Raw genomic sequence first — 21,972 nt, 5'->3', positions numbered from 1 at the left:
TGGATAAGTCTATGAGCGAAGAAATCTTGATCAACATCACCCCGATGGAGTCTCGGGTGGCGGTTGTTGAAAACGGCGTTCTGCAAGAGGTTCATATCGAACGCACGATGCGCCGGGGCATTGTAGGCAATCTGTATCAAGGCAAGGTTGTCAGAGTCCTGCCTGGGATGCAGGCGGCCTTTGTGGATATTGGGCTGGCCAGGGCCGCCTTTATTCATGCTGCCGAGATTTCTACCCGCGAGGGCAGTGCTGTCGAAAGCATCAGTGCCCTGGTTCATGAGGGGCAAAGTCTGGTCGTTCAGGTCACGAAGGATCCTATCGGAACCAAGGGGGCGCGCCTGACGACGCACCTTTCAATTCCCTCGCGCTATCTGGTGTACATGCCCAAGACCAATCATGTGGGCATCTCGCTGAAAATCGAGGATGAAGCCGAGCGTGAACGGCTCAAGAACATCGTTGAAAAGTGCATCGCCAACGAGTGTATCGAGGAAGCTGGTGGCTTTATTCTTCGTACGGCGGCGGAGGGCGCGCGTGAAGATGAAATCAAGGCGGATATCCGCTACTTGCGGCGGCTGTGGGCTCAGATTCATTCTCAGATGAATAAGGTGCCTGCGCCTACGACCATCTATGAAGACCTTGACCTTCCATTGCGTACCTTGCGGGATCTGGTCAGTCCGCGCAGTGAAAAGATTCGTGTGGACTCTCGGGAAAATTTCCAGCGAATTGGCCAGTTCGTGTCCGAGCTGATGCCTGAAGTATCTGATCGCCTGGAGCATTATCCTGGCGAGCGTCCGATTTTCGACTTGTATGGCGTCGAGGATGAAATCCAGAAGGCGCTTGAGCGAAAGGTCATGCTCAAATCGGGCGGGTATCTGATCATCGATCAGACCGAGGCGATGACTACGATAGACGTGAATACAGGTGCATTCGTAGGGCACCGTAACCTGGAAGAGACGATTTTCAAGACCAATCTTGAGGCAGCTACGGCAATTGCCCGGCAGTTACGGCTGCGAAACCTGGGCGGTATCATCATTATCGATTTCATCGATATGGAAGATGAAGAGCATCAGCGCCAAGTGCTTCGCAATCTGGAGAAGCAGTTGGAGCGCGATCACGCCAAAACCAACATCATTGGAATTACTGAGCTTGGTCTCGTCCAGATGACGCGCAAGCGCACACGTGAGAGCCTGTCGCAGGTCCTGTGTGAGCCTTGTCCGGCGTGCCAGGGACGTAGCATGCTGCGGACGGCTGAAACTATCTGCTACGAAATCTTCCGTGAAATTCTGCGCGAAGCACGCGCTTACCAGGCAAACTCCTATCTCGTGTTGGCCAATCAGAAGGTGGTAGACCGTCTTCTTGATGAGGAGTCAGGCAATGTAGCGGACCTGGAAGCTTTTATCGGTCGAACGATCAAGTTTCAGGTCGAACCTATGTACTCCCAGGAGCAATATGATGTTGTACTGCTGTAAGCCGCTGAGCTTAGGCTGATGGCAGGGTTGGGCCGCTTCATCGGAACACTCCTGCGCCTTGGTTTCGGTCTGTGTGCTCTGATCCTGATCCTGCTGGCGCTTTATGTCAGCGTAGGGCGCCAACTCATACCGGGCGTTGCCGAGTATAGAGCCGACGTTGAGGCGCGCTTGAGCAGTGCCTTGAAGCAGCCTGTACGCCTGGGCGCCTTGAAGGGAAGCTGGCAAGGACTCAATCCTGTCATTGACCTGCAGGACCTGGAACTGGGTGAGGGCAGCCAACCTCTGCATCTGGAGCGAATCAGGGTTGTGCCGAATATGTTCCAGAGCCTCCTGCACTGGCAGCCCATACTGAGTTATGCCAGCCTCGACGGTGTACGACTCGAGTTGCTAGAAGAGGCGGATGGGCGCTGGCGTATCGCAGGACTGCCCCAGCGTGATGATGAGCAAAAGCCTTTTGATCCCGCGCCGCTTCTCAAGTGGCTGTCCTCGCTTGGGCGACTATCAGTACTCAATGGACAGCTCAGCGTTTTATCCCATGAAGGAAAAGTGTTTACGCTGCGCTATGTCGAGGCAACGCTGTCTACGAGACGTAACGGCGATGTCCGTCTCGATGCGCGTTTGAATCTACCTGACGGGCAGCCCTTGGCCTTAGACGTCCAGGGGCAGGTCGATTCGGCGCATTGGCAGGACAGCCGATTCAAGAGCTATTTGAGCCTGCCCCAAACGGACTGGGCACAGTGGGTGCCACGTACTCTGACGCGGCAGTGGCAGCTGCATGAGTTACATGCAGGAGGAGAGGTCTGGCTTGACTGGGCTCATGGATTGCCTCAAGACGCAGCCTTGCGACTCAATGCGGCTCGGCTGGTGGCTTCGTATGGTACCCGTGCGCCTGCTGGTCTTGATGACCTCGCCCTGAACCTTGCATTTACCCGCGAGAAAAACGGCTGGCGAGCCATCGGTTCCGATCTTGCGGTAAGCCTTGGGGAGAAGCGCTGGAGTGGTGTGACATTAGCGGTTCAGCGCAATGATGCAGCGGATCGCTGGCAGGTACGTGCCGACCGGCTCGATCTGGCACCATTGACGGCCGCCGTCCAGGCACTTGCGCCTTTACCTGAAAATGTGGCGTCAGCGTTATCGGCACTTAGTCCGCATGGTGCGCTACGTAACATCTCGCTGGACTACCAACCCCAGAAAAGTCTTGCTGATCGCCTCGCGTTTGCAGCCAACCTGGAAAAGGTAGGGTTCTCGGCCTATCACGGTGCGCCGGCTGTCGAGAATGCCAGTGGTAGTGCAACTGGCGGACTGCAGCATGGCGAATTGCGGCTGGATACCACCAACTTCTCGCTGCATCTGGCCACCCTGTTTCCTGAACCGTGGCAGTACCGTACAGCCAAAGCGCGCTTGAATTGGTCTTTAAGCGATGACAGCTTTACCTTGTCGAGTCCGTTGATGCGCGTCTCGGGTAAAGAGGGTGATGCCGCCGGTGACATGTTCATCCGGCTGGCGCGCAAGCCAGGCATTGAAAGCTACATGGACCTGCGTGTTGGGCTGCGCAATGGTGATGCGCGCTATACCGCCAAGTATCTGCCTACCCGGACACCCGCGATGAGTGGCCCTCTGGCTGACTGGCTCAAGACCGCGATCAAGGGTGGCCATATTGATGAAGGTATTTACCAGTATCAGGGCTCCCTGATGCACGATGCACCGCCGGGTGCACGTACCATGAGTCTTTTCTTTCGCGTCCACGACGCATTGCTTGCCTACCAGCCGGGTTGGCCAGAGTTGCGTGAGGCCAGCGGCGATATAGTCATTGAAGATGATGCCGTTCGCATTCAGGTACCGGAGGGGCGAATCCTGGATACCCAGGTCAGCAAGGCAAATGTCACCATCCCGCTGCGACATGATGGCAGTACGGTCCATCTGTATCTGAAAAGTGACTTGGACAGTAGTGTAAAGGACGGGCTCACGATCTTGCAGGAGACGCCGTTACCGACAGCCGAGACATTCAAGGGATGGCGGGGGGAAGGGGCTCTAAAGGGTAAGCTTGACCTGGATTTGCCTTTTGATCATGGGCTACCGCCCAAGGTGATTGTGGATTTCGTGGCTAATGGGGCCCGGTTACAGCTGGCAAATCCCATGCTCGATGTCACCAATATCCGCGGTGCGTTTCGCTATGACACGACACGAGGCTTGAGCGCACCGGATATCAAGGCGCAGGTATTGGGCAGTCAGGCCCACGGCAAGGCGTTCGCCGAAGGGAGTCAGACCGATCCCAAGACCCGCCTCGTGGCTGAGGGCAAGGTAGCGCTCAGTCAGCTTACCCAATGGCTGGGTGTTGGAGGCCGGCCCTTGCCAGTGTCAGGCGATATTCCGTATCGCATGAGCCTGACCCTGGCAAACGAGGCTAGCGAAATCGTAGTAGCCTCGAATCTTCAAGGGGTAGCTATTGATCTGCCGGCACCGTTTGGCAAGGATCCGCAGACCGCCCATGATGGCTTTTTCAGCATGACGCTTAATGGGCCCGAGCGTCGTTATGAGGCGACGTATCAAGGCTTGGCGGATGCCGTTATCGTCGCACCGCCGGATCGCTTGACCGAGGCCCGTGGTGAGGTTGTTCTGGGAAATGGCACAGCCAATCTCCCGAGCGGTCAGGGAATCCGTGTTCGTGGCGTCCTAGATCGTCTCGTGCTGAGTGAATGGCAGGTCGCTATCGAAAAGTACGTTACGTCTGGTAAGGAAACGGCGACGCGCTCCGGTGGTGGGCCTGCCTCGTCCGACTCCATGCTCTCAATACTTGCGGGCGGGCAGCTCAAGGTAGTGCATTTCGAAGGTTTCGGTCAGACCGTCGAAAACCTCGCTGTTCAGCTGGAACCACAAAGTAATGTCTGGGTGCTTACGCTCGATAGCTCGGTCATTGCCGGCCAGGTACGGTTGCCGGAAGACCGCAAGGTACCCATTACGCTTGCGCTCAAACACTTGGACTTTCCCAGTCATGCTGCTCCGGCAGGGGGCGCCAAGCCCGTCGAAAGTCCTGATCCCCTGGCGAATATCGACCCGCATGGCCTGCCGGCAATGGACGTATCGATTGATACCCTTTCGCTGGGCGGTGAGCCTGTTGGCGCACAGCGACTCAGGATCCGGCCAACGACGGCAGGAGTGCGCTTTTCAGACCTGAACCTCTATCTGAAGGGACTGAAGGTCGAAGGTACGATGGATTGGGAGGGGTTGCCGGGCACTACGCGTACACGGTATAGCGGTCGTCTCTCGGGTGACAACGTTGCCGATGTATTGCTGGCCTGGAAGTTTGCATCCAGTGTGACCAGTCGCGAGTTTCGTCTTGATGCCAACGTCAGCTGGCCTGGATCACCAGCCTGGGCGGGGCTGAATCGTCTGTCCGGCACACTGGATGCCAGCCTGCGTAACGGACAATTGCGTCAGGTTGAAGGCTCTGCATCAGCGCTCCGGGTGTTTGGCCTGCTCAATTTCGAGGCCATACGGCGGCGGCTGCGGCTGGACTTTTCCGATATTTTTGGCCGCGGCCTGAGTTACGACACGATCAGCGGGTTACTGGAGGCGCAAAACGGTGTTTTTCTAACCCGGAAACCCATCATTCTGGATGGTCCTTCTACCGATATGCAGATGCAGGGTACGCTGGACCTGGCTCATGATCAGGTCGATGCCCATTTGCAGGTTGGATTGCCCTTGACCAACTCATTGCCTATCGCAGCGTTGATTGCCGGAGCACCTGCCATAGGCGGAGCCCTGTTCATTGTGGATCGCTTGATTGGTGACAGGGTAACCCGCATGGCCAGTGTGAACTATCACATCCACGGGCCTTGGCAAAACCCACAGATGACACTGGGCAAGAAGTGAACCCTGCGCAAAAGAAATGCAGGCTGTTCTGCCATGACAGAAGTCGGTTGAGCGTAAGCGGATCCTCTGCGTAGCATAGACAAGTCAATACGAGGTGGGCTATGACGTTTGCGGTAATCCAGATGGTCAGCCAAGACGACATAGAGGCCAATCTTGCTACGGCATACCGTCTGCTTGAGCAGGCGGCCAAGGCTGGAGCACAGCTGGCGGTCCTGCCCGAGAATTTCGTTGCGATCGGTCACTCCAATCCAGCCATGATCGGCCAGGCGGAGGCGCTAGGAGCAGGGCCAATCCTGCCTTGGTTAAGCTGTTCTGCTCGTGCATTGGGGCTCTGGATTGTCGCCGGGACATTACCGCTTCCTCCGGATGATCAGCCATATGCCAAGCCAAGGGCGTGCTGCCTGTTGATCAATGATCAAGGGGAGCGAGTAGCTCGTTATGACAAGCTGCATCTCTTCAATGCCCGTGTAGATGACCGGCAGGGTAGCTATAGAGAGGGTGATCACTATGCGGAAGGCCAGGATATCGTCGTGGCGGATACCCCTGTAGGGCTGCTTGGCTTGACGGTTTGCTATGACTTGCGTTTCCCTGAGTTGTACACCTCTCTACGTGAGGCCGGTGCCGAGTTGATTGCTGCGCCTTCAGCATTCACGGCTGTTACGGGAAAGGCTCATTGGGATATCTTGATACGTGCCCGGGCTATCGAAACGCAATGTTATATTCTGGCCGCTGCGCAGGGAGGTCTGCATCCACGAGGTCGGGAAACCTGGGGCCACTCCGCTATTATCGATCCTTGGGGGCGCGTCCTTGAAGAGTCGCCTACAGGGGAAGCTGTCATGATTGGACGACGTGATATTGGCCAGCAACAAGCATTACGCGAACGGATGCCGATTGCTCAGCATCGTCGCTTTGGTTTTGCAACATCGCCCTTGCCAAGCCACGAATGACCACAATCGACTTGATTGGGCATTTCCATTAAGCACAACGCGCAAGACGCGCTAAGGTCAATAAAGAAGATCTGTGTTGTTTCAACGTGTTGTGCACGCCTTGCATAAGACCTTTCGGCTATTGGAGTAAGCATGAGCCAATACCTGACTTCTGTCAGTCAACATCTTCTCAATCCAGGTGGGCTTGAAATCGACAGCCTGCCAGTGGTTCTTCATCAACTGGCGGGACCAGGAATCGACGCCGCCGATCTGTATTTCCAAAGCATGATTTCCGAGTCTTGGCTGCTTGAGGACGGCATCGTCAAGGAAGGCGGCTTTCATATGGACCAAGGTGTTGGTGTCCGTGCTCAATCAGGTGAAAAGACCGGGTTTGCCTATAGTAACGCCATCACGCTGGATGCCTTGAGCCAAGCTGCCCAGGCTGCACGTTCCATCTCACGCAGTGGGGATAACGGCAAGGTTCAGGTATTTAGCCACATCGAGCCGGTACGGCTTTACCCCGAAGAAAACCCACTGGATGTCTTGAGCCGTGCAGAGAAAGTCGAGCTGCTCAAAAATATTGACGTAGCCACGCGGGCTTTGGATCCCCGTATCCAACAGGTTACGGTCAGCCTTTCCGGTGTCTGGGAGCAGGTGCTTGTCGCCGCCAACGATGGAACGCTGGCGGCGGATGTACGCCCTCTGGTGCGCTTCAATGTCAACGTGGTCGTCGAGCAGAATGGTCGCCGGGAACGTGGCAACAACGGCGGTGGCGGACGCACGGATTATCGTTACTTTCTGCGTGAAGACCGTGCCATGAGCTACGCGCGCGAAGCGGTGCGGCAGGCCTTGGTAAATCTGGAGGCTGTTGCCGCTCCAGCGGGCACGCTACCGGTTGTGTTGGGCTCGGGATGGTCTGGCGTCCTGTTGCACGAAGCTGTAGGTCATGGCCTGGAAGGTGATTTCAACCGCAAGGGCAGTTCGGCTTATAGCGGACGTATGAACGAGCGTGTAGCTTCATCGCTATGCACCATTGTTGATGATGGCACTCTCCCTGATCGCCGTGGTTCGGTATCGGTCGATGATGAAGGCACGCCAGGTGCTTACAACGTGCTTATCGAGAATGGAATCCTCAAGGGATACATGCAGGACAAGCTCAATGCCCGGCTTATGGGAGTGGCACGTACCGGCAACGGGCGCCGTGAATCCTATGCGCACCTGCCCATGCCTCGCATGACTAACACCTATATGTTGGCGGGTGAAAGCGACCCGGCAGAAATCATCGCCTCGGTCGAGCATGGCCTGTATTGCGCCAGCCTGGGGGGCGGTCAGGTCGATATCACCAGCGGTAAATTCGTCTTTACGACCAATGAGGCTTACCTGATCGAGAACGGCAAGGTGACCCGGCCGGTGAAGGGCGCCACGCTGATAGGAAACGGTCCGGAAGTCATGACTCAGGTATCAATGGTCGGCAATGACCTGTCGCTGGACAACGGCGTTGGCACGTGCGGGAAGGAAGGCCAGTCAGTTCCGGTTGGCGTAGGCCAGCCAACTCTGAAAATTGATGCCATCACGGTAGGAGGAACGGGTGCCTGACAGGCAGGCAAGGGCCGCGTATTAACGCAGGCCCCGCTTGGTATCATCCAGTTCACGGATGTACTTGAACAGTTTACGTGCCGCTGACGGCGGCTTGTTATGCGCCTGCTCGTGTTGGGCGTGACGGATCAACTGGCGCAGGTGCTGGCGGTCAGCGTCCGGGTAGTCTTCGACAAAAGCCTGCAGGACCTCGTCGCTACCACCCAGCAGGCGATCCCGCCAGCGTTCAAGGGCGTGAAAGCGCTCGTTGTACTGGCGGGTCGAGGAATCGACTTGTTCGATCATGGCCATGATCGCATCAAGATCCTGATCGCGCATCAGTTTGCCCAGGTACTGGGTATGTCGCTTCCGGGCGACGTTGGCTTTGTGCTTGGGAGCCTCGGCCAAAGCGCGGCGCAAAGGCTCGGTCAAGGGGAGGCGGTCAAGCAGGTCAGGGCTCATCCCGGCGAGGCGCGCGCCAAGGTCCTGCAGGGCATGCAATTCGCGCTTGATCTGCGATTTGCTCTTCTCTCCGGAGAAGGAGTCGTCGTCAAGAAAATCAGACATGAGGGTGGTCCATAACTAAAGGTCGCCATCATAACGAGTTGAAGGTCGGTTGTCCGGTCCGCCGGGCTGCCAACGCTGTATAGGAGAGAAGCATGAATCAATCCGTGGAAGCTGTCGGCCCGGCTGCCTTACCTGCCTTGCGTGAACAGATCGAGCGCATTTTGGCGGAGGCGCGTCAGCAGGGTGCCACTGCTTGTGAGGTCTCGGTATCTGTTGAGCAGGGGTTATCTACAACCGTTCGCAAGGGCGAGGTTGAAACGGTTGAGTTCAATCGTGATGAGGGCTTCGGTATTACCTTGTACGTAGGGCACCGCAAGGGCTCGGCCAGTACGTCCGCAACGGGCGAAAATGCTATCCGTGAGACCGTAGCCGCGGCTCTTGCCATTGCCCAGCACGCTTCCGAAGACGAATATTCAGGCTTGGCCGATCCGGAAAAAATGGCCAAGAGCCTACCTGACCTGGACCTGTTCCATCCCTGGAGCATTACGCCTGACGAGGCGATCGAGAAAGCGCTTATTTGCGAGTCAGCGGCCTTTGCAGCCAATCCCAAAATCACCAATGCTGATGGGACAAGCCTCAACACTCATCAGGGTTGCCGTATCTATGGCAACAGCCATGGCTTTATCGGTGGGTATGCCAGCAGTCGACACAGCCTGAGCTGCGTCATGATTGCGGAAAGTAATGGCCATATGCAGCGCGATTATTTTTACGACGTCAATCGTGTGGCTGAAGAGCTGATGGACCCTGTCTATATTGGTCAGCGCGCAGCAGAACGGGCGGTGAGTCGCTTGGGGGCTCGTCCGGTTCCGACGGCCCAGGTTCCTGTGCTGTTTGCGCCTGAACTGGCCTCAGGATTGTTCAGTAATTTCCTGGCCGCTATTTCTGGCAGCAACCTCTATCGGAAGACGACCTTCCTGGAAGGCGCAATGGGGCAGCAGCTCTTCCCTGAGTGGTTATCCATTGATGAACGGCCGCTAATCCCTAGGGCGTTGGGCAGTGCATCGTTCGACAATGAAGGACTGGCGACCTATGCCAAGCCCTTTATCGATAAAGGTGAGTTGGTTTCCTATTTGTTGGGCACCTATTCCGCCCGCAAGCTGGGGATGCAAAGTACAGCCAATGCCGGAGGCGTGCATAACCTGTTTGTCAGTCACGGCAGTGATGACCAGGCGGCCCTGATCCGTCGCATGGGCAAGGGACTTCTCGTAACTGAACTCATGGGGCAGGGGGTCAATCTGGTAACGGGCGACTATTCACGGGGCGCTGCCGGTTATTGGGTCGAAAACGGCGAAATACAGTTTCCGGTGCAGGAAGTCACTATTGCGGGGCGTCTTCAGGATATGTTTCGCAACATCGTTGCGATCGGTTCGGATGTAGATCGTCGCGGTGGTATTCGAACCGGATCGGTGCTGGTTGAGTCCATGACTCTGGCCGGACGTTGATTCAAACTTTTGCGCCTGCTAATCAAACTACTGTAGGCAGGCGTAAAACGTCGCTTTCGTTTGTCGAATCTGTTAGATATGTTATTGATAAAGAATCTCATTTCTTATGAGGTCTGGTTTTATGGGTGACAGGTCTTTAATTCTGTCCAGTTAGCCCATAGCTAATAACCTTCAGCGTTAAGCCTCACTGGCGCGCTTCACTCAGCAGTAAACATGTGAACGTTCGAGCAACACAGGTCTGCCCTTAGGCAGACGATAGTTATCCTCACATCAGGAGACGACATCATGCCTCATACGCTTCCAGCTTTACCCTATGCCTACGATGCACTGGAACCTCACATCGATGCGCAGACAATGGAAATTCACCATACCAAGCATCATCAGACCTACATCAATAATCTGAATGCTGCGCTCGAGGGGACCGGCCTTGAGTCCTTGCCGGTAGAAGAACTGCTGACTCAACTGGACAAGCTGCCTCAAGATAAGCGTGGTGTGGTAGTAAACAACGGCGGCGGACATGCCAACCACTCTCTGTTCTGGACCGTTATGACTCCGCAAGGCGGTGGTAACCCGGAAGGTGAATTGGCTCAGGCGATCGATTCCCAGCTGGGCGGTATGGACGCATTCAAAGAAGCCTTTACCAAGGCTGCGGTGTCTCGCTTTGGCAGTGGCTGGGCATGGTTGAGCGTGACGCCTGAAAAGAAACTGGTTGTTGAAAGTACACTCAACCAGGACAGCCCCATCATGAATGGCAATACGCCTATTCTGGGCCTGGACGTATGGGAGCACGCATACTACCTGCGTTATCAGAACCGTCGTCCGGAATACATTGGTGCCTTTTACAATGTAGTCAATTGGCCTGAAGTTACTCGTCGCTATCAGGCAGCAATGGCCTAACGGGGTACAAGCGTCGTGATCTTCGCGGTGTAAGGGATTCTTGCACCGCGTCTTCCAGTCCTGTCTTTCTTGCCTTGGCAGGTTTATGCGCTCAATACAGGCCTTTCTCTCAAGCTATCTCGGATTGACGTTGTGTCTTATCCTGCTTTGCATTGGGATCACATTTCATCAATTTGATGCACTCCAAGCGTTATTTCAAACATCGTCCATGCAGAATGCGCTCAAAGGCGGCATGCTTTGCGCATTAGGGACTGCACTCGGGGCGCTTCCTGTCCTTGCGCTTTCCCGTATCTCCGAGCGTCTATCCAATACCATGTTGGGCTTTGGTGCAGGCGTCATGCTTGCGGCTACTGCCTTTTCCCTTCTATTGCCTGCATTGGATGCAGGGGGCTCGCTAGGGTATTCCAAGTGGGGCAGTGGAGCGGTAGTCAGCTGTGGAATCATGCTAGGCGTACTGGGCATGCTAGGGTTGGAACGTGTCATGCCGGAGCAGGAGTTAGAGCAGCGTGATTCTATTTCCGCCGTAGAGCCGCGAATCCTACTGTTCGTTGCAGCCATTATTCTTCATAACATTCCCGAAGGGATGGCTGTCGGTGTAGCCGCAGGTGGTGCTGTTGAAGGGGCAGAGAGTCTGGCGCTTGGGATCGCCCTGCAGGACTTTCCGGAAGGGATGGTGATTGCGCTGGTGTTGGCTGGAGCGGGCGTAAACCGGTATAAAGCGGTGGGCATTGGCGCAGCCTCAGGGCTGGTTGAGCCGCTTTTCGCAGTCATTAGCGCCTGGCTGGTCAATTTCAGTCAGATGATGCTGCCCTGGGGGCTGTCGCTGGCAGCAGGTGCCATGCTGTTTGCCGTAACCCACGAAGTCATTCCTGAGGCGCACCTTAAAAAGGGTCACCGCAGTGCTGCCACCGTAGGGCTCGGCATTGGTTTTTGTCTGATGATGGTAATGGATACCGCGTTAGGGTAGGGGAGCGTGGGCGATCATTCGCCTTCGTCGAACCGGTTGTTGATCAGTTCAATCAATGCCTGCAAGGCTTCTTCGCTCTGTTCGCCTTCCGTTGCCAGGTGAAGCATCGTGCCTTTGCCAGCAGCCAGCATCATGACAGACATAATGCTTTTCCCATCGATTGTGCTTTCAGGGCTTCTACCGACTCTGACTTCGCAAGGAAAGCGCCCAGCCACACCGACGAACTTGGCCGCTGCGCGTGCATGCAGCCCTAGCTTATTGATGATGGTGATTTCTTGGGCGGGCATTACGTTGAGTGTCCTTAATCGCTATTGTCCAGGTAGGTCGCGGTGGCGAATCTGGACTTTTTTCAGTTTTGATTTGAGAGCTGTTCCCAGTCGCTGGGCAATGTAAACCGAGCGGTGGTGGCCTCCCGTACAGCCAATCGCAATCGTTACATAAGAGCGATTGTTAGCGGCGAAATTGGGCAGCCATTTAGACAGGTAATTATAGATGTCTTGGTAGAGCTCTTCGACCTCGGTTTGCTCCTCCAGATACTCGATCACGGGTTGATCCAGACCTGAAAGCTCCCTGAGCTCTGCTTTCCAATAGGGATTGGGCAAGAAGCGGATATCGAAAACCATATCTGCATCAACCGGCAGGCCCCGTTTGAAACCGAACGACTCGATTAGAAACGCAGTGCCAGGCTCGGGTGCATTGAGCAAGCGTAGCTTGATCATGTCCTTGAGCTGATAAAGATTCAGATGAGTGGTGTCGATCTTCAGGTCAGCCAGATCGGCAATAGGCATCAGCAGCTGACGCTCATCCTCGATGGCTTCAGCCAGCGAACGATACTCGCTCGTAAGCGGATGACGACGGCGGGTTTCCGAGAACCGTTTGAGCAGTGTCTGATCATCTGCATCCAGATACAGCACATCGCAACGGATATGGCGTGATCTGACTTGCTCAAGCAGCTCGGGAAAGCGTTGTAGCTGGCTAGGCAGGTTGCGGGCGTCGATAGACAGGGCTATCTGAGACTGAGCCCCTTCGGATTCAGTCAGGGCGCGCTCGGACAGGTCCGGTAAAAGACCGGCAGGTAGATTATCGATGCAATAAAAGCCGTTGTCTTCCAGCACATCTAGTGCTGTGCTTTTGCCAGATCCGGAGCGTCCACTGACGATAATCAGATGCATGTTAATGACCGCTTTGGGCGTCGATAACTATTTGATAGAGCCCATTGCTAGTAGTTGCATGGCGCAGTCGGTCGCGGATTTCAGCCTTATCCAGCATGGCTGCAATCTGGCGCAACAACTCCAGATGCTGCTCGGTAGCGGCTTCGGGTACGAGCAGGACGAAAATAAGGTCTACTGGCGCTCCGTCGAGTGAGTCGAAGTCTACCGGTGTTTGCAGGTGGCACAGCACACTAATAGGCTCCTTGGAGCCACTCAGGCGGCAGTGAGGAATAGCTATTCCATTGCCGAAACCGGTCGACCCTAACTTTTCTCGGGCCATGAGGCTTTCGAAAATTGAGTGAGCGTCTTGCCCTGGCAAGTCAGTCGCAGCAATTTCAGAAATCTGCTGAAGCACGCTTTCTTTACTGACCCCTGGTACGCTCACGTGTGAGCGGCTAGGGGTCAGAATGGTTTCTAATCGAATCATAGGGTGATGTTAAGTCTCAACGGACGCCCAACCCTTGCTGCCTCTCGAGCTGTTTCTCTTTGTGTTTGATCAACTGGCGGTCGAGTTTATCGGTGAGAAGGTCGATGGCAGCGTACATGTCTTCATGTTCGGCATTTGCAACGACAGACGCACCTGCAACATGCAAGGTGGCTTCAACTTTCTGTTTCAGTTTATCGACCTGCATGATTACCTGAGCACTGGTAATGCGATCGAAGTGGCGTTCAAGTCGGGCGAGCTTTTCTCCAACGTAGCTGCGAAGGGAGTCGGTAACATCCAGTTGATGCCCACTGATGTTGACTTGCATACCGCGTTCTCCTTATTGCCGTGGTGTAACAGGCAGGCATTAGGCCTGCCGAAGAAACACTGTTGAGCGATAAGCGCCTCTTTCCCCCGCGCTCGCAGTCCGCTCGTGGCGAGCCGCCTAAGTCTAGACCAGCCTTTTCCGTTCACTCGATGGAGCAATGCCCAGCGACTCACGGTATTTGGCTACAGTCCGACGCGCGACCTGTATGCCTTGTGACTCCAGTAAACCAGCGATCTTGCTGTCGCTCAATGGCTTTTTTGCATTTTCGGCGGCAACAAGTTTTTTGATGATGGCGCGAATGGCGGTCGACGAGCATTCACCGCCCTCAGCCGTGCTTACGTGACTGGAGAAGAAGTATTTCAATTCGTATATGCCACGAGGCGTGTGCATATACTTTTGGGTGGTCACACGAGAAATTGTGGACTCGTGCATGCCAACCGCCTCGGCAATATCGTGAAGTACGAGTGGTTTCATGGCTTCTTCGCCATACTCTAGAAAGCCACGCTGATGCTCGACGATTTGCGTCGCAACCTTCATCAGGGTCTCGTTACGGCTCTGCAGACTCTTGATGAACCAGCGAGCTTCCTGCAACTGGTTACGCATGAAAGTGTTATCTGCACTGCTGTCGGCACGTTTCACGAAACCGGCATATTGTGAGTTTACGCGTAGCCGCGGCACCGCCTCCTGGTTCAGCTCAACCAGCCAACGGTCATTGTGTTTGCGCACGATGACATCAGGAACCACGTACTCGGCTTCACCTGATTCGATCTGGGAGCCTGGTCGGGGGTGCAGGCTTTGAATCAGCTCGATTACGTCGCGTAACTCATCTTCCTTGATCTTCATGCGGCGCATGAGCTGGCTGTAATCACGGCTGCCTAGGACGTCCAGATAATCTGTGACCAAGCGCTTGGCTTCCGCCAGCCGTGGTGTTTTGCCTGGAAGCTGATTGAGTTGCAGCAGCAGGCATTCCTTGAGATTACGTGCGCCTACGCCTGCCGGTTCGAACTGTTGAACACGGCGTAAAACTACTTCGACTTCATCAATCTCTACCTCAAGCTCAGGATCTAGCGAGGCGTGTATGTCTTCGAGTGATTCTTCGAGGTAGCCATCATTATTGATGCCGTCGATGATCGACATGGCGACCATGCGATCCACGTCCGACATGGGGGCCAGATTCAGTTGCCAGAGAAGATGGCTCTGCAGACTTTCACCTGTCGACGTTCTGGATGTGAAATCCCATTCATCGTCGTCAGAGCTCGGAAGGCTGCTCGCGCTTGTCTGATAGATATCTTCCCAGGCGGTATCGACGGGAAGCTCATTGGGGATACGGTCACTCCATTCGGACTCGTCCGACTCAGAGGTCTCTATCGAGGGAGCCGTATCCTTGAACGTAACCTCCTGGCTACCAGGATTCGATAGCTCCTCGCCATCGGCAAGCGGGTCGCTGTGATCAAAATCATCGCCTTCTTCTTGCCGCTCGAGCATGGGGTTGGATTCCAGGGCTTCCTGAATTTCCTGCTGGAGATCAAGCGTCGAAAGTTGAAGCAATCGAATGGCCTGTTGCAGCTGAGGAGTCATGGTCAGCTGCTGGCCCATCTTTAAAACTAACGATGGTTTCATGGCTGCGGGCTTAGCACCTTAATCTACAGACGCGAACTGCGCCACGGAGCCCACCAGATAATTTGGTAGGGATGAGCAAATTATATGCCTGGTTTTTACCCTTTTGCCTAGAGGCGGAATTCGTGCCCCAGATAAACTTCCTTAACCAGGTCGTTGGCCAGCACGCTTTCGGCATCGCCTTCAGCAATCAGCTGTCCGTCATTCACAATATAAGCCATCTCACAGATTGTGAGGGTTTCCCGAACATTGTGATCCGTGATCAAAACGCCAATGCCTTTGGCTTTCAAGTGGCGAATGATTTGCTTGATATCACCCACTGAAATAGGGTCGACACCGGCAAAGGGCTCATCCAGCAGAATGAACTTGGGCGCCGTGGCTAGGGCGCGAGCAATCTCGACGCGACGACGTTCCCCACCCGACAGGCTCATGCCTAGGTTGTCACGAATATGGGTGATGTGAAATTCTTGAAGCAGCGACTCGAGCGCCTGGGTGCGTCCGTTTCGGTCCAGGTCCTTGCGTGTTTCAAGGATGGCCATGATGTTGTTGGCCACGGTCAGCTTGCGGAATATCGATGCTTCCTGGGGGAGATAACCGATACCTGCCTGCGCTCTGCCGTGCATAGGCAGGTTGGTGACATCCTGGTTATCGATCAGTACACGGCCATGATCGGCGTTGACCAACCCTACGATCATATAAAAGCATGTCGTCTTGCCCGCACCGTTAGGGCCGAGCAGTCCCACGATCTGGCCGCTTTCGATGGTCAGGCTGACATCCCGGACCACTTGGCGACCCTTATAGCTCTTGGCCAGATGCTGGGCTTTGAGCAGTACTGTCATTGAGCTTGCCCCGGCTGCTGGTCTTTGTTCTTGGGCTGGATGACCATGTCGATACGCGGTCTTGGTGTGGTGATCTTGTTACCGTTTGCACGGCCAGCATTCACGATCTGGCGCTGGGTGTCGTAAACGATCTTTTCGCCTTCGAACGTATTGCCTTGCTGTTCAACGCGTGCCTGGTCGATCAGAACGATTCGGTTTTCATCCGCATAGTACTGGATAGTCAGGCCGTAAGCCTTCACCGTATCTTTGTCCGCAGATGGCTTCTGCTCATAGTGAGCCGGCTTGCCAACGGCAGTTGCAACCTTGATGTTGCCGTTGTTGTCCTGGGTGATGGTCACGGTGTTACCCGTGATCTTCATCGTGCCTTGGGTAATGATGACGTCGCCTCGATAAACCGCTACGTTCTGCTTGTCATCGAGTTCGGCGCTGTCGGCCTGTACCCGGATGGGCTGGTTGCGGTCAGAAGGCAGAGCCCAGGCGTTAACGCTTCCGAACGTAGCGCCCAGGGTTAAAAGAAGGGGTAGAGATTTAACGAACCTCATGCTGGCCTCTTACATTGGACAGCAGGAGCATTCTGCCGTCATTCAGGTACGCTTTCATGCCTTTCGCTGTGGTCACGCTATTAGCGGCCTCAATCTTAACGGCTTGCTCAGTCTGCGCATAATTTTTGTCAGGAAAAACAGTCATTCGCGTCGTCGTCATCACGATAGGGCGGCCCTTTTCGTCTGTACGCTCGACCCTTACATCATCGATCAACTCAGCCTGTGTACCTTTTGGCGCCACCTCGGCCCTTGCGCTGCGAACATGCCAGGGCAGGTCAGTACCGCGGTATGCCAGCATATCGGGTTTCGAAACCAGTGTGACATCGGTGGCCTGAACGTGATCAAGCCGTTCGGCTGTCATCTCGTATTGTACCTTTCCATCGGCACGGTACTGGATCGTTTTGACATTTGTTGCATAGGCATCAATGGCATTATCGGTCTGGGCATTGCCTGCCGGGTCATCGATAAACCGTTGCGGCAAGAGGTTCCAGTAACCGATAGCGACCAGCGCCAGGGCAATCAGGACATAAAGTACAGGTTTACGCAGTGTACGGAACATGACAAAAGGCCTGCAAAAGCATTGTAGTCAAACGGCGGCATAAAGCACGGCAAAGGCTCTGTACCATTTGAAACGTAAAGCATTTATGAGTGCCATCACTGCCATGCAGCAGCAATGATGGGCTGTCTCTCGATATGAGCTGCATTCACATGACGCCTGCGCGAAGCAGGTCGTGCATGTTCAGTGCCCCCAGAGGGTAATCTTTCTCGTCGATCACAACCAAGGCGCTAATCTTGTGATCTTCCATGACTTTCAATGCCTCGGCTGCCAGCATCTGTGGGCGTGCCGTACGACCATGCTCCGTCATGACGTGGTCTATGGTCGTTGAGCGTACGTCAATTCCGCGATCAAGCGCACGCCGAAGGTCCCCATCAGTAAAAATACCTGCCAGTCGGCCATCAGGCTCCGTGACGACGGTCATGCCAAGCCCTTTTTGGGACATCTCAAGTAATGCACCGCTAAGCGAAGTGCCTCGTGGCACTTGAGGTAATTCCTTCCCGCTATGCATGACATGCTCGACCTTGAGAAGCAGGCGTCGGCCCAGAGCGCCGCCGGGGTGAGAAAAGGCAAAATCTTCAGCCGTGAAGCCTCGTGCATCGAGCAAGGCAATGGCAAGCGCATCCCCCAGAACCAGACTGGCAGTGGTGGAGGAGGTCGGTGCAAGATTCAGCGGGCAGGCTTCCTTGGCAACGCCTGCGTCCAGGTTGACAGTAGCTGCCTGGGCCAGAGGTGACTGGGGATTGCCTGTCATACTGATTAACGTGATTCCCAGTCGCTTGATAAGTGGCAAGAGCGTCACTATTTCAGGGGTAGAGCCAGAGTTGGACAGGGCCAGCACAATGTCCGCCTGGGTAATCATCCCCATGTCGCCGTGGCTTGCTTCGGCGGGATGGACGAAAAACGCGGGTGTGCCTGTGCTTGCCAGCGTGGCCGCAATCTTATTGCCGATATGTCCGGACTTTCCCATGCCCAGTACAACGATGCGGCCCTTGCAGTCCAGCATCAGTTCACAGGCTTTGACAAAGCGATCATCTATACGCCCACGCAATGCGTTCACGGCTTCCACTTCATAGCTGATGGTACGATTTGCGGATTCGATGAAATTTGCAGCGTGGGTCATTTGTCTACCAGTTTGCTGGGCAGCAGATTGATTGAAAACGCAGAATTATAACGACAATCAATCCCCCCTCCTATGAAAACGATTGAATTATGTTCATGTTGGGGAGGTAGCGCTGAAATGTTATGCTATGTCCTTGTCGAATAGGCCCTTAAAAGTGCCTTGGATGCTATTCGATGCGTCTGCCAGGAGGGCTGTAAGCTAGGAGTTTAGATGAACACCGATAGCGAGTATGCGGTCGAGCTTAAAGGCGTTACCTTCAAGCGAGGCGAGCGTACCATCTACGAGAATGTTGATATCCGCATCCCGCGTGGCAAGGTGACCGGTATTATGGGGCCTTCAGGGAGCGGCAAGACAACGCTGTTACGCTTGATTGCAGCCCAGTTGCGCCCTGAAAAGGGTGAGGTATGGGTTAACAATCTCAATCTTCCCACGCTGTCTCGAAGTGACCTGTTCAATGTGCGTAAGCAGATGGGCGTTCTGTTTCAGAGCGGTGCACTGTTTACTGACCTTGATGTTTTCGAAAACGTGGCCTTTCCTCTCCGGGTTCATACCAAGCTGCCTGAGGAGATGATCCGGGATATCGTCCTGATGAAACTTCAGGCGGTCGGTCTGCGGGGCGCTATCGAGTTGATGCCCGATGAGCTGTCCGGAGGCATGAAGCGCCGGGTGGCTCTGGCTCGGGCGATTGCATTGGATCCTCAGATCCTGATGTATGACGAGCCTTTCGTGGGACAGGACCCCATTGCCATGGGCGTACTGGTGCGCCTGATTCGTCTGCTCAATGATGCACTGGGATTGACCAGTATCGTTGTGTCACATGATCTGGCCGAGACGGCAAGTATCGCTGACTATCTTTACATTGTCGGGGATACACAGGTGCTGGGCCAAGGAACCCCCGCAGAGCTCAAGGAGTCGTCTGATCCACGAGTGCTTCAGTTCATAAAAGGTACCCCGGATGGCCCGGTACCCTTCCATTTCGCAGCGCCTGACTATAGCGAAGATCTTTTGGGGAGGCGCTAATGCGTCACATTTCACTGCTTGAGCGCATCCGCTTATTGGGGCGCACAGGCCTGGATGTATTGGCTGCAGCTGGTCGTTCTGTTCTTTTGCTATTGCAATCCTTGTTTGGCCGCTCCGGCACAGGCAAGGGTGGACAGTTGCTGATCAAGCAGCTCTATTCGGTAGGGGTTTTATCACTACCCATCATCCTGGTTTCCGGTCTTTTCATCGGTATGGTCATAGCGCTTCAAGGCTATAACATTCTGGTTACCTATGGCTCGGAACAGGCGGTTGGGCAGATGGTGGCGCTTACCCTGCTGAGAGAGTTGGGCCCTGTAGTTAGTGCGCTTCTGTTCGCAGGTCGCGCGGGTTCCGCGTTAACGGCTGAAATCGGCAACATGAAGTCGACAGAGCAGTTGTCCAGCCTCGAAATGATCGGTGTTGATCCGCTCAAATATATAGTGGCTCCGCGCCTGTGGGCGGGCTTTATTTCCTTGCCTCTGCTCTCGGCCATCTTCAGTGTTGTAGGTGTCTGGGGCGGTGCGATGGTTGCGGTTGACTGGCTCGGCGTCTACGACGGCTCGTTCTGGAGCAACATGCAGAACAGCGTCCAGATGGCGGATGTCATCAATGGCATGATTAAAAGCCTTGTCTTTGCCTTTGTGGTGACCTGGATCGCCGTGTTCCAGGGGTACGACTGCGACGCTACTTCCGAAGGGATCAGCCGCGCGACGACCCGAACAGTTGTCTATGCCTCTCTGGCAGTGCTGGGTCTCGATTTTCTTTTGACTGCTTTGATGTTTGGAGATATCTGATGCAAACCCGCACCCAGGAAATTGGTGTCGGCCTGTTTCTGCTCGCTGGCTTGCTGGCTCTCTTGCTGTTGGCTTTGCGAGTGAGTGGCTTGAGCGTTGGCGAGCACAATGACACCTATAAAGCGTACGCCTATTTCGACAATATCGCCGGTCTGACCGTACGTGCAAAAGTCACGATGTCAGGCGTCACGATTGGTCGAGTCACCGCAATCGATCTGGATCGTGATAGCTACCGTGGTCGAGTGACCATGCAGATCGACCAACAGGTCGATAACATTCCGGTCGATTCCACCGCCTCCATCCTGACAGCAGGTCTGTTGGGTGAAAAATATATTGGTATTAGCGTGGGAGGGGATGAGGAGGTTGTCAAAGATGGCGGAACTATTCGTGATACCCAGTCGTCGCTGGTATTGGAAGATCTGATCGGCAAATTCCTGCTCAACACCGTCAACAAAGATTCGTCTGGCGATAAGTAAGAAGGACACGACATGCTCAAATTATTGCGAAACAGCGTTCTGGCCTTGCTGGCCGTAGTGCCATTGCTGGCCTCTGCAGCGCCTTCGGCTCACGATGTCATTCAACAGACTACAGATAAGTTGCTGTCTGATCTGCAAACCAACAAGGAAACATATCGGAGCAATCCAGATGCTTTCTATAACTCTTTGAACGAGATCCTTGGTCCGGTCGTTGATGCCGAAGGTATCTCCCGCAGCATCATGACCGTAAGGTACAGTCGTCAGGCATCGCCTGAGCAAATGGCTCGCTTCCAGGAGAACTTTAAGCGAAGCCTGATGCAGTTCTATGGCAACGCACTGTTGGAGTACAACAATCAGGGTATTAAGGTTCTGCCGGCAACTGACAATGATCCCGAACGTACTAGCGTAGGCATGGAAGTGCGCGATAGTCGCGGAACTGTCTATCCGGTCTCTTATACCATGGTAAATATCAATGGCAGTTGGAGGGTGCGTAACGTAATCATCAACGGCATTAATATCGGTAAGCTGTTCCGTGATCAGTTTGCTCAGTCCATGCAGGCCAACGGCAACAACTTGGACAAGGTTATCGATAGCTGGGCCAATACCGTGGCGCGTGCCAAAAACTCTCCTGAAGCTCAAAAGGCCCAGGCTGGCTCATGAGTACGCAGGCGCATCTAGGAGAGAAAGTGCCGGGCGTCATGACGCTGTCTGGTCTTCTCGATCATCAGACGACGGTAGCGCTGCGTCAGGAAGGGCAGCGCTATATACAGCAGAGCAGTACCGATGTGATCGTGATCGACTGTGCTGGTGTCGAGCGCTCCAACAGTGCAGGGCTTTCCTTGTTGCTGTCCTTTCAACGTGATGTGTTGCAGGCTGGCAAAAAACTTGAGGTTTGGAATTTGCCTTCAGATATGAAGCAGATCGCAAGTGTGTCCGGTTTGCTGGACATTCTTCCTCTCTCTCATTGAATATCCCATCGCCCTCTATCTGCAACCTTGGGGTTCGCAGTTGGAGGGCTTTTTTGTATTATGTCTGGCTGCGGAATAGGCTGCCAGGAGGTTGAACATGCAGGCTGAAGAAGTTAAACGCTTATTGGAAGCACAACTGCCGGAAACTCAGGTTGAGGTAGAAGGCGAGGGCTGCAATTTCCAATTGAACCTGATTGGCGATGAATTGGCTGCTATGAGCCCAGTAAAGCGCCAGCAGCAAGTCTATTCCCATCTCAATGCATTGATCGCTGATGGCAGCATCCATGCAGTCACTATGAAATTCTATACGCGCGCCGCTTGGGCTGAACGGGCTTGAGTTCGGCGCCGCCGAGATACC

At 54.6% G+C, this 21,972-nt stretch carries 23 protein-coding genes; 13 read left to right on the top strand and 10 right to left on the bottom strand.

The window, feature by feature from the left end:
- Positions 1-11 precede the first annotated feature (11 nt).
- The 4 genes from rng to tldD all read left to right on the top strand — a co-directional run bounded on the left by rng (position 12) and on the right by tldD (position 7,864).
- On the top strand, positions 12-1,469 hold the full coding sequence (rng, locus tag JQR86_RS14735) for a ribonuclease G (protein ID WP_010797272.1): 1,458 nt from the start codon (positions 12-14) through the stop codon (positions 1,467-1,469).
- 18 nt (positions 1,470-1,487) lie between these two features.
- Entirely contained in the window at positions 1,488-5,342 is a 3,855-nt protein-coding gene (locus tag JQR86_RS14730; RefSeq protein ID WP_434153799.1) for a YhdP family protein, read from the top strand.
- 101 nt (positions 5,343-5,443) lie between these two features.
- The gene (locus JQR86_RS14725; RefSeq protein WP_434153798.1) at positions 5,444-6,289 is read left to right on the top strand and encodes a carbon-nitrogen hydrolase family protein; all 846 of its coding nucleotides are present in this window, start codon (positions 5,444-5,446) and stop codon (positions 6,287-6,289) included.
- Positions 6,290-6,421: 132 nt separating this feature from the next.
- Positions 6,422-7,864 carry a metalloprotease TldD gene (gene tldD / locus JQR86_RS14720; RefSeq protein ID WP_010797275.1) on the top strand — a complete coding sequence of 481 codons (1,443 nt, stop codon included), beginning with the start codon at positions 6,422-6,424 and terminating at the stop codon, positions 7,862-7,864.
- Positions 7,865-7,885: 21 nt separating this feature from the next.
- On the opposite strand, the gene yjgA is transcribed toward tldD, so the two are convergent.
- A complete protein-coding gene (gene yjgA / locus JQR86_RS14715) occupies positions 7,886-8,410 on the bottom strand; it encodes a ribosome biogenesis factor YjgA (protein ID WP_010797276.1) in 525 nt (174 codons plus the stop codon).
- A gap of 92 nt (positions 8,411-8,502) precedes the next feature.
- Between yjgA and pmbA the strand changes: the two genes are divergently transcribed.
- From pmbA to JQR86_RS14700, 3 genes are all read left to right on the top strand, one after another.
- A complete protein-coding gene (pmbA, locus tag JQR86_RS14710; protein ID WP_434153797.1) occupies positions 8,503-9,852 on the top strand; it encodes a metalloprotease PmbA in 1,350 nt (449 codons plus the stop codon).
- Positions 9,853-10,137: 285 nt separating this feature from the next.
- Entirely contained in the window at positions 10,138-10,749 is a 612-nt protein-coding gene (locus JQR86_RS14705; protein ID WP_434153796.1) for a superoxide dismutase, read from the top strand.
- A gap of 85 nt (positions 10,750-10,834) precedes the next feature.
- Complete coding sequence (locus JQR86_RS14700) at positions 10,835-11,716, top strand: ZIP family metal transporter (RefSeq protein WP_434153795.1); 882 nt, start codon at positions 10,835-10,837, stop codon at positions 11,714-11,716.
- Positions 11,717-11,730: 14 nt separating this feature from the next.
- Here the strand turns inward: JQR86_RS14700 and JQR86_RS14695 are convergent, their stop codons facing one another.
- The 9 genes from JQR86_RS14695 to JQR86_RS14655 form a co-directional block, all read right to left on the bottom strand.
- Complete coding sequence (locus tag JQR86_RS14695) at positions 11,731-12,003, bottom strand: HPr family phosphocarrier protein (RefSeq protein ID WP_010797280.1); 273 nt, start codon at positions 12,001-12,003, stop codon at positions 11,731-11,733.
- 21 nt (positions 12,004-12,024) lie between these two features.
- Complete coding sequence (gene rapZ / locus JQR86_RS14690) at positions 12,025-12,888, bottom strand: RNase adapter RapZ (protein WP_010797281.1); 864 nt, start codon at positions 12,886-12,888, stop codon at positions 12,025-12,027.
- Between the two features lies 1 nt (position 12,889).
- Positions 12,890-13,354 (bottom strand): PTS IIA-like nitrogen regulatory protein PtsN, encoded by a 465-nt coding sequence (gene ptsN / locus JQR86_RS14685; protein ID WP_407362953.1) that lies wholly within the window; start codon positions 13,352-13,354, stop codon positions 12,890-12,892.
- A gap of 16 nt (positions 13,355-13,370) precedes the next feature.
- Positions 13,371-13,679, bottom strand: coding sequence for a ribosome hibernation-promoting factor, HPF/YfiA family (gene hpf, locus JQR86_RS14680; RefSeq protein ID WP_010797283.1), 309 nt, complete (start codon positions 13,677-13,679; stop codon positions 13,371-13,373).
- 123 nt (positions 13,680-13,802) lie between these two features.
- Positions 13,803-15,299: an RNA polymerase factor sigma-54 gene (locus JQR86_RS14675; protein ID WP_074827893.1), complete on the bottom strand. Its 1,497-nt coding sequence runs from the start codon at positions 15,297-15,299 to the stop codon at positions 13,803-13,805.
- Positions 15,300-15,406: 107 nt separating this feature from the next.
- Positions 15,407-16,135 (bottom strand): LPS export ABC transporter ATP-binding protein, encoded by a 729-nt coding sequence (lptB, locus tag JQR86_RS14670; protein ID WP_010797285.1) that lies wholly within the window; start codon positions 16,133-16,135, stop codon positions 15,407-15,409.
- On the bottom strand, positions 16,132-16,677 hold the full coding sequence (gene lptA / locus JQR86_RS14665) for a lipopolysaccharide transport periplasmic protein LptA (RefSeq protein WP_010797286.1): 546 nt from the start codon (positions 16,675-16,677) through the stop codon (positions 16,132-16,134). The genes lptB and lptA overlap by 4 nt, the downstream gene beginning before the upstream one ends.
- Positions 16,664-17,236: an LPS export ABC transporter periplasmic protein LptC gene (gene lptC, locus JQR86_RS14660; RefSeq protein ID WP_010797287.1), complete on the bottom strand. Its 573-nt coding sequence runs from the start codon at positions 17,234-17,236 to the stop codon at positions 16,664-16,666. Before lptC ends, lptA begins: the two co-directional genes overlap by 14 nt.
- Before the next feature lie 145 nt (positions 17,237-17,381).
- Entirely contained in the window at positions 17,382-18,356 is a 975-nt protein-coding gene (locus JQR86_RS14655) for a KpsF/GutQ family sugar-phosphate isomerase (protein WP_407362954.1), read from the bottom strand.
- 210 nt (positions 18,357-18,566) lie between these two features.
- On the opposite strand from JQR86_RS14655, the gene JQR86_RS14650 reads away from it, so the two are divergent.
- The 6 genes from JQR86_RS14650 (at position 18,567) to JQR86_RS14625 (ending at position 21,951) form a co-directional block, all read left to right on the top strand.
- Positions 18,567-19,376, top strand: a complete 810-nt coding sequence (locus JQR86_RS14650; RefSeq protein WP_074827898.1) for an ATP-binding cassette domain-containing protein — start codon at positions 18,567-18,569, stop codon at positions 19,374-19,376.
- Positions 19,376-20,170, top strand: coding sequence for a lipid asymmetry maintenance ABC transporter permease subunit MlaE (mlaE, locus tag JQR86_RS14645; RefSeq protein ID WP_407362955.1), 795 nt, complete (start codon positions 19,376-19,378; stop codon positions 20,168-20,170). The genes JQR86_RS14650 and mlaE overlap by 1 nt, the downstream gene beginning before the upstream one ends.
- A complete protein-coding gene (gene mlaD / locus JQR86_RS14640) occupies positions 20,170-20,646 on the top strand; it encodes an outer membrane lipid asymmetry maintenance protein MlaD (RefSeq protein WP_019365671.1) in 477 nt (158 codons plus the stop codon). Before mlaE ends, mlaD begins: the two co-directional genes overlap by 1 nt.
- 12 nt (positions 20,647-20,658) lie before the next feature.
- Positions 20,659-21,306 carry an MlaC/ttg2D family ABC transporter substrate-binding protein gene (locus JQR86_RS14635; RefSeq protein ID WP_074827900.1) on the top strand — a complete coding sequence of 216 codons (648 nt, stop codon included), beginning with the start codon at positions 20,659-20,661 and terminating at the stop codon, positions 21,304-21,306.
- Entirely contained in the window at positions 21,303-21,614 is a 312-nt protein-coding gene (locus JQR86_RS14630; protein WP_407362956.1) for an STAS domain-containing protein, read from the top strand. The genes JQR86_RS14635 and JQR86_RS14630 overlap by 4 nt, the downstream gene beginning before the upstream one ends.
- Before the next feature lie 97 nt (positions 21,615-21,711).
- A complete protein-coding gene (locus JQR86_RS14625; protein ID WP_010797294.1) occupies positions 21,712-21,951 on the top strand; it encodes a BolA family protein in 240 nt (79 codons plus the stop codon).
- Positions 21,952-21,972: the final 21 nt, after the last annotated feature.

Source organism: Pseudomonas sp. JZ134, from assembly GCF_051027695.1.
GTDB lineage: Bacteria > Pseudomonadota > Gammaproteobacteria > Pseudomonadales > Pseudomonadaceae > Chryseomonas > Chryseomonas luteola.
This window is presented reverse-complemented; position numbering and strand designations above follow the sequence as displayed.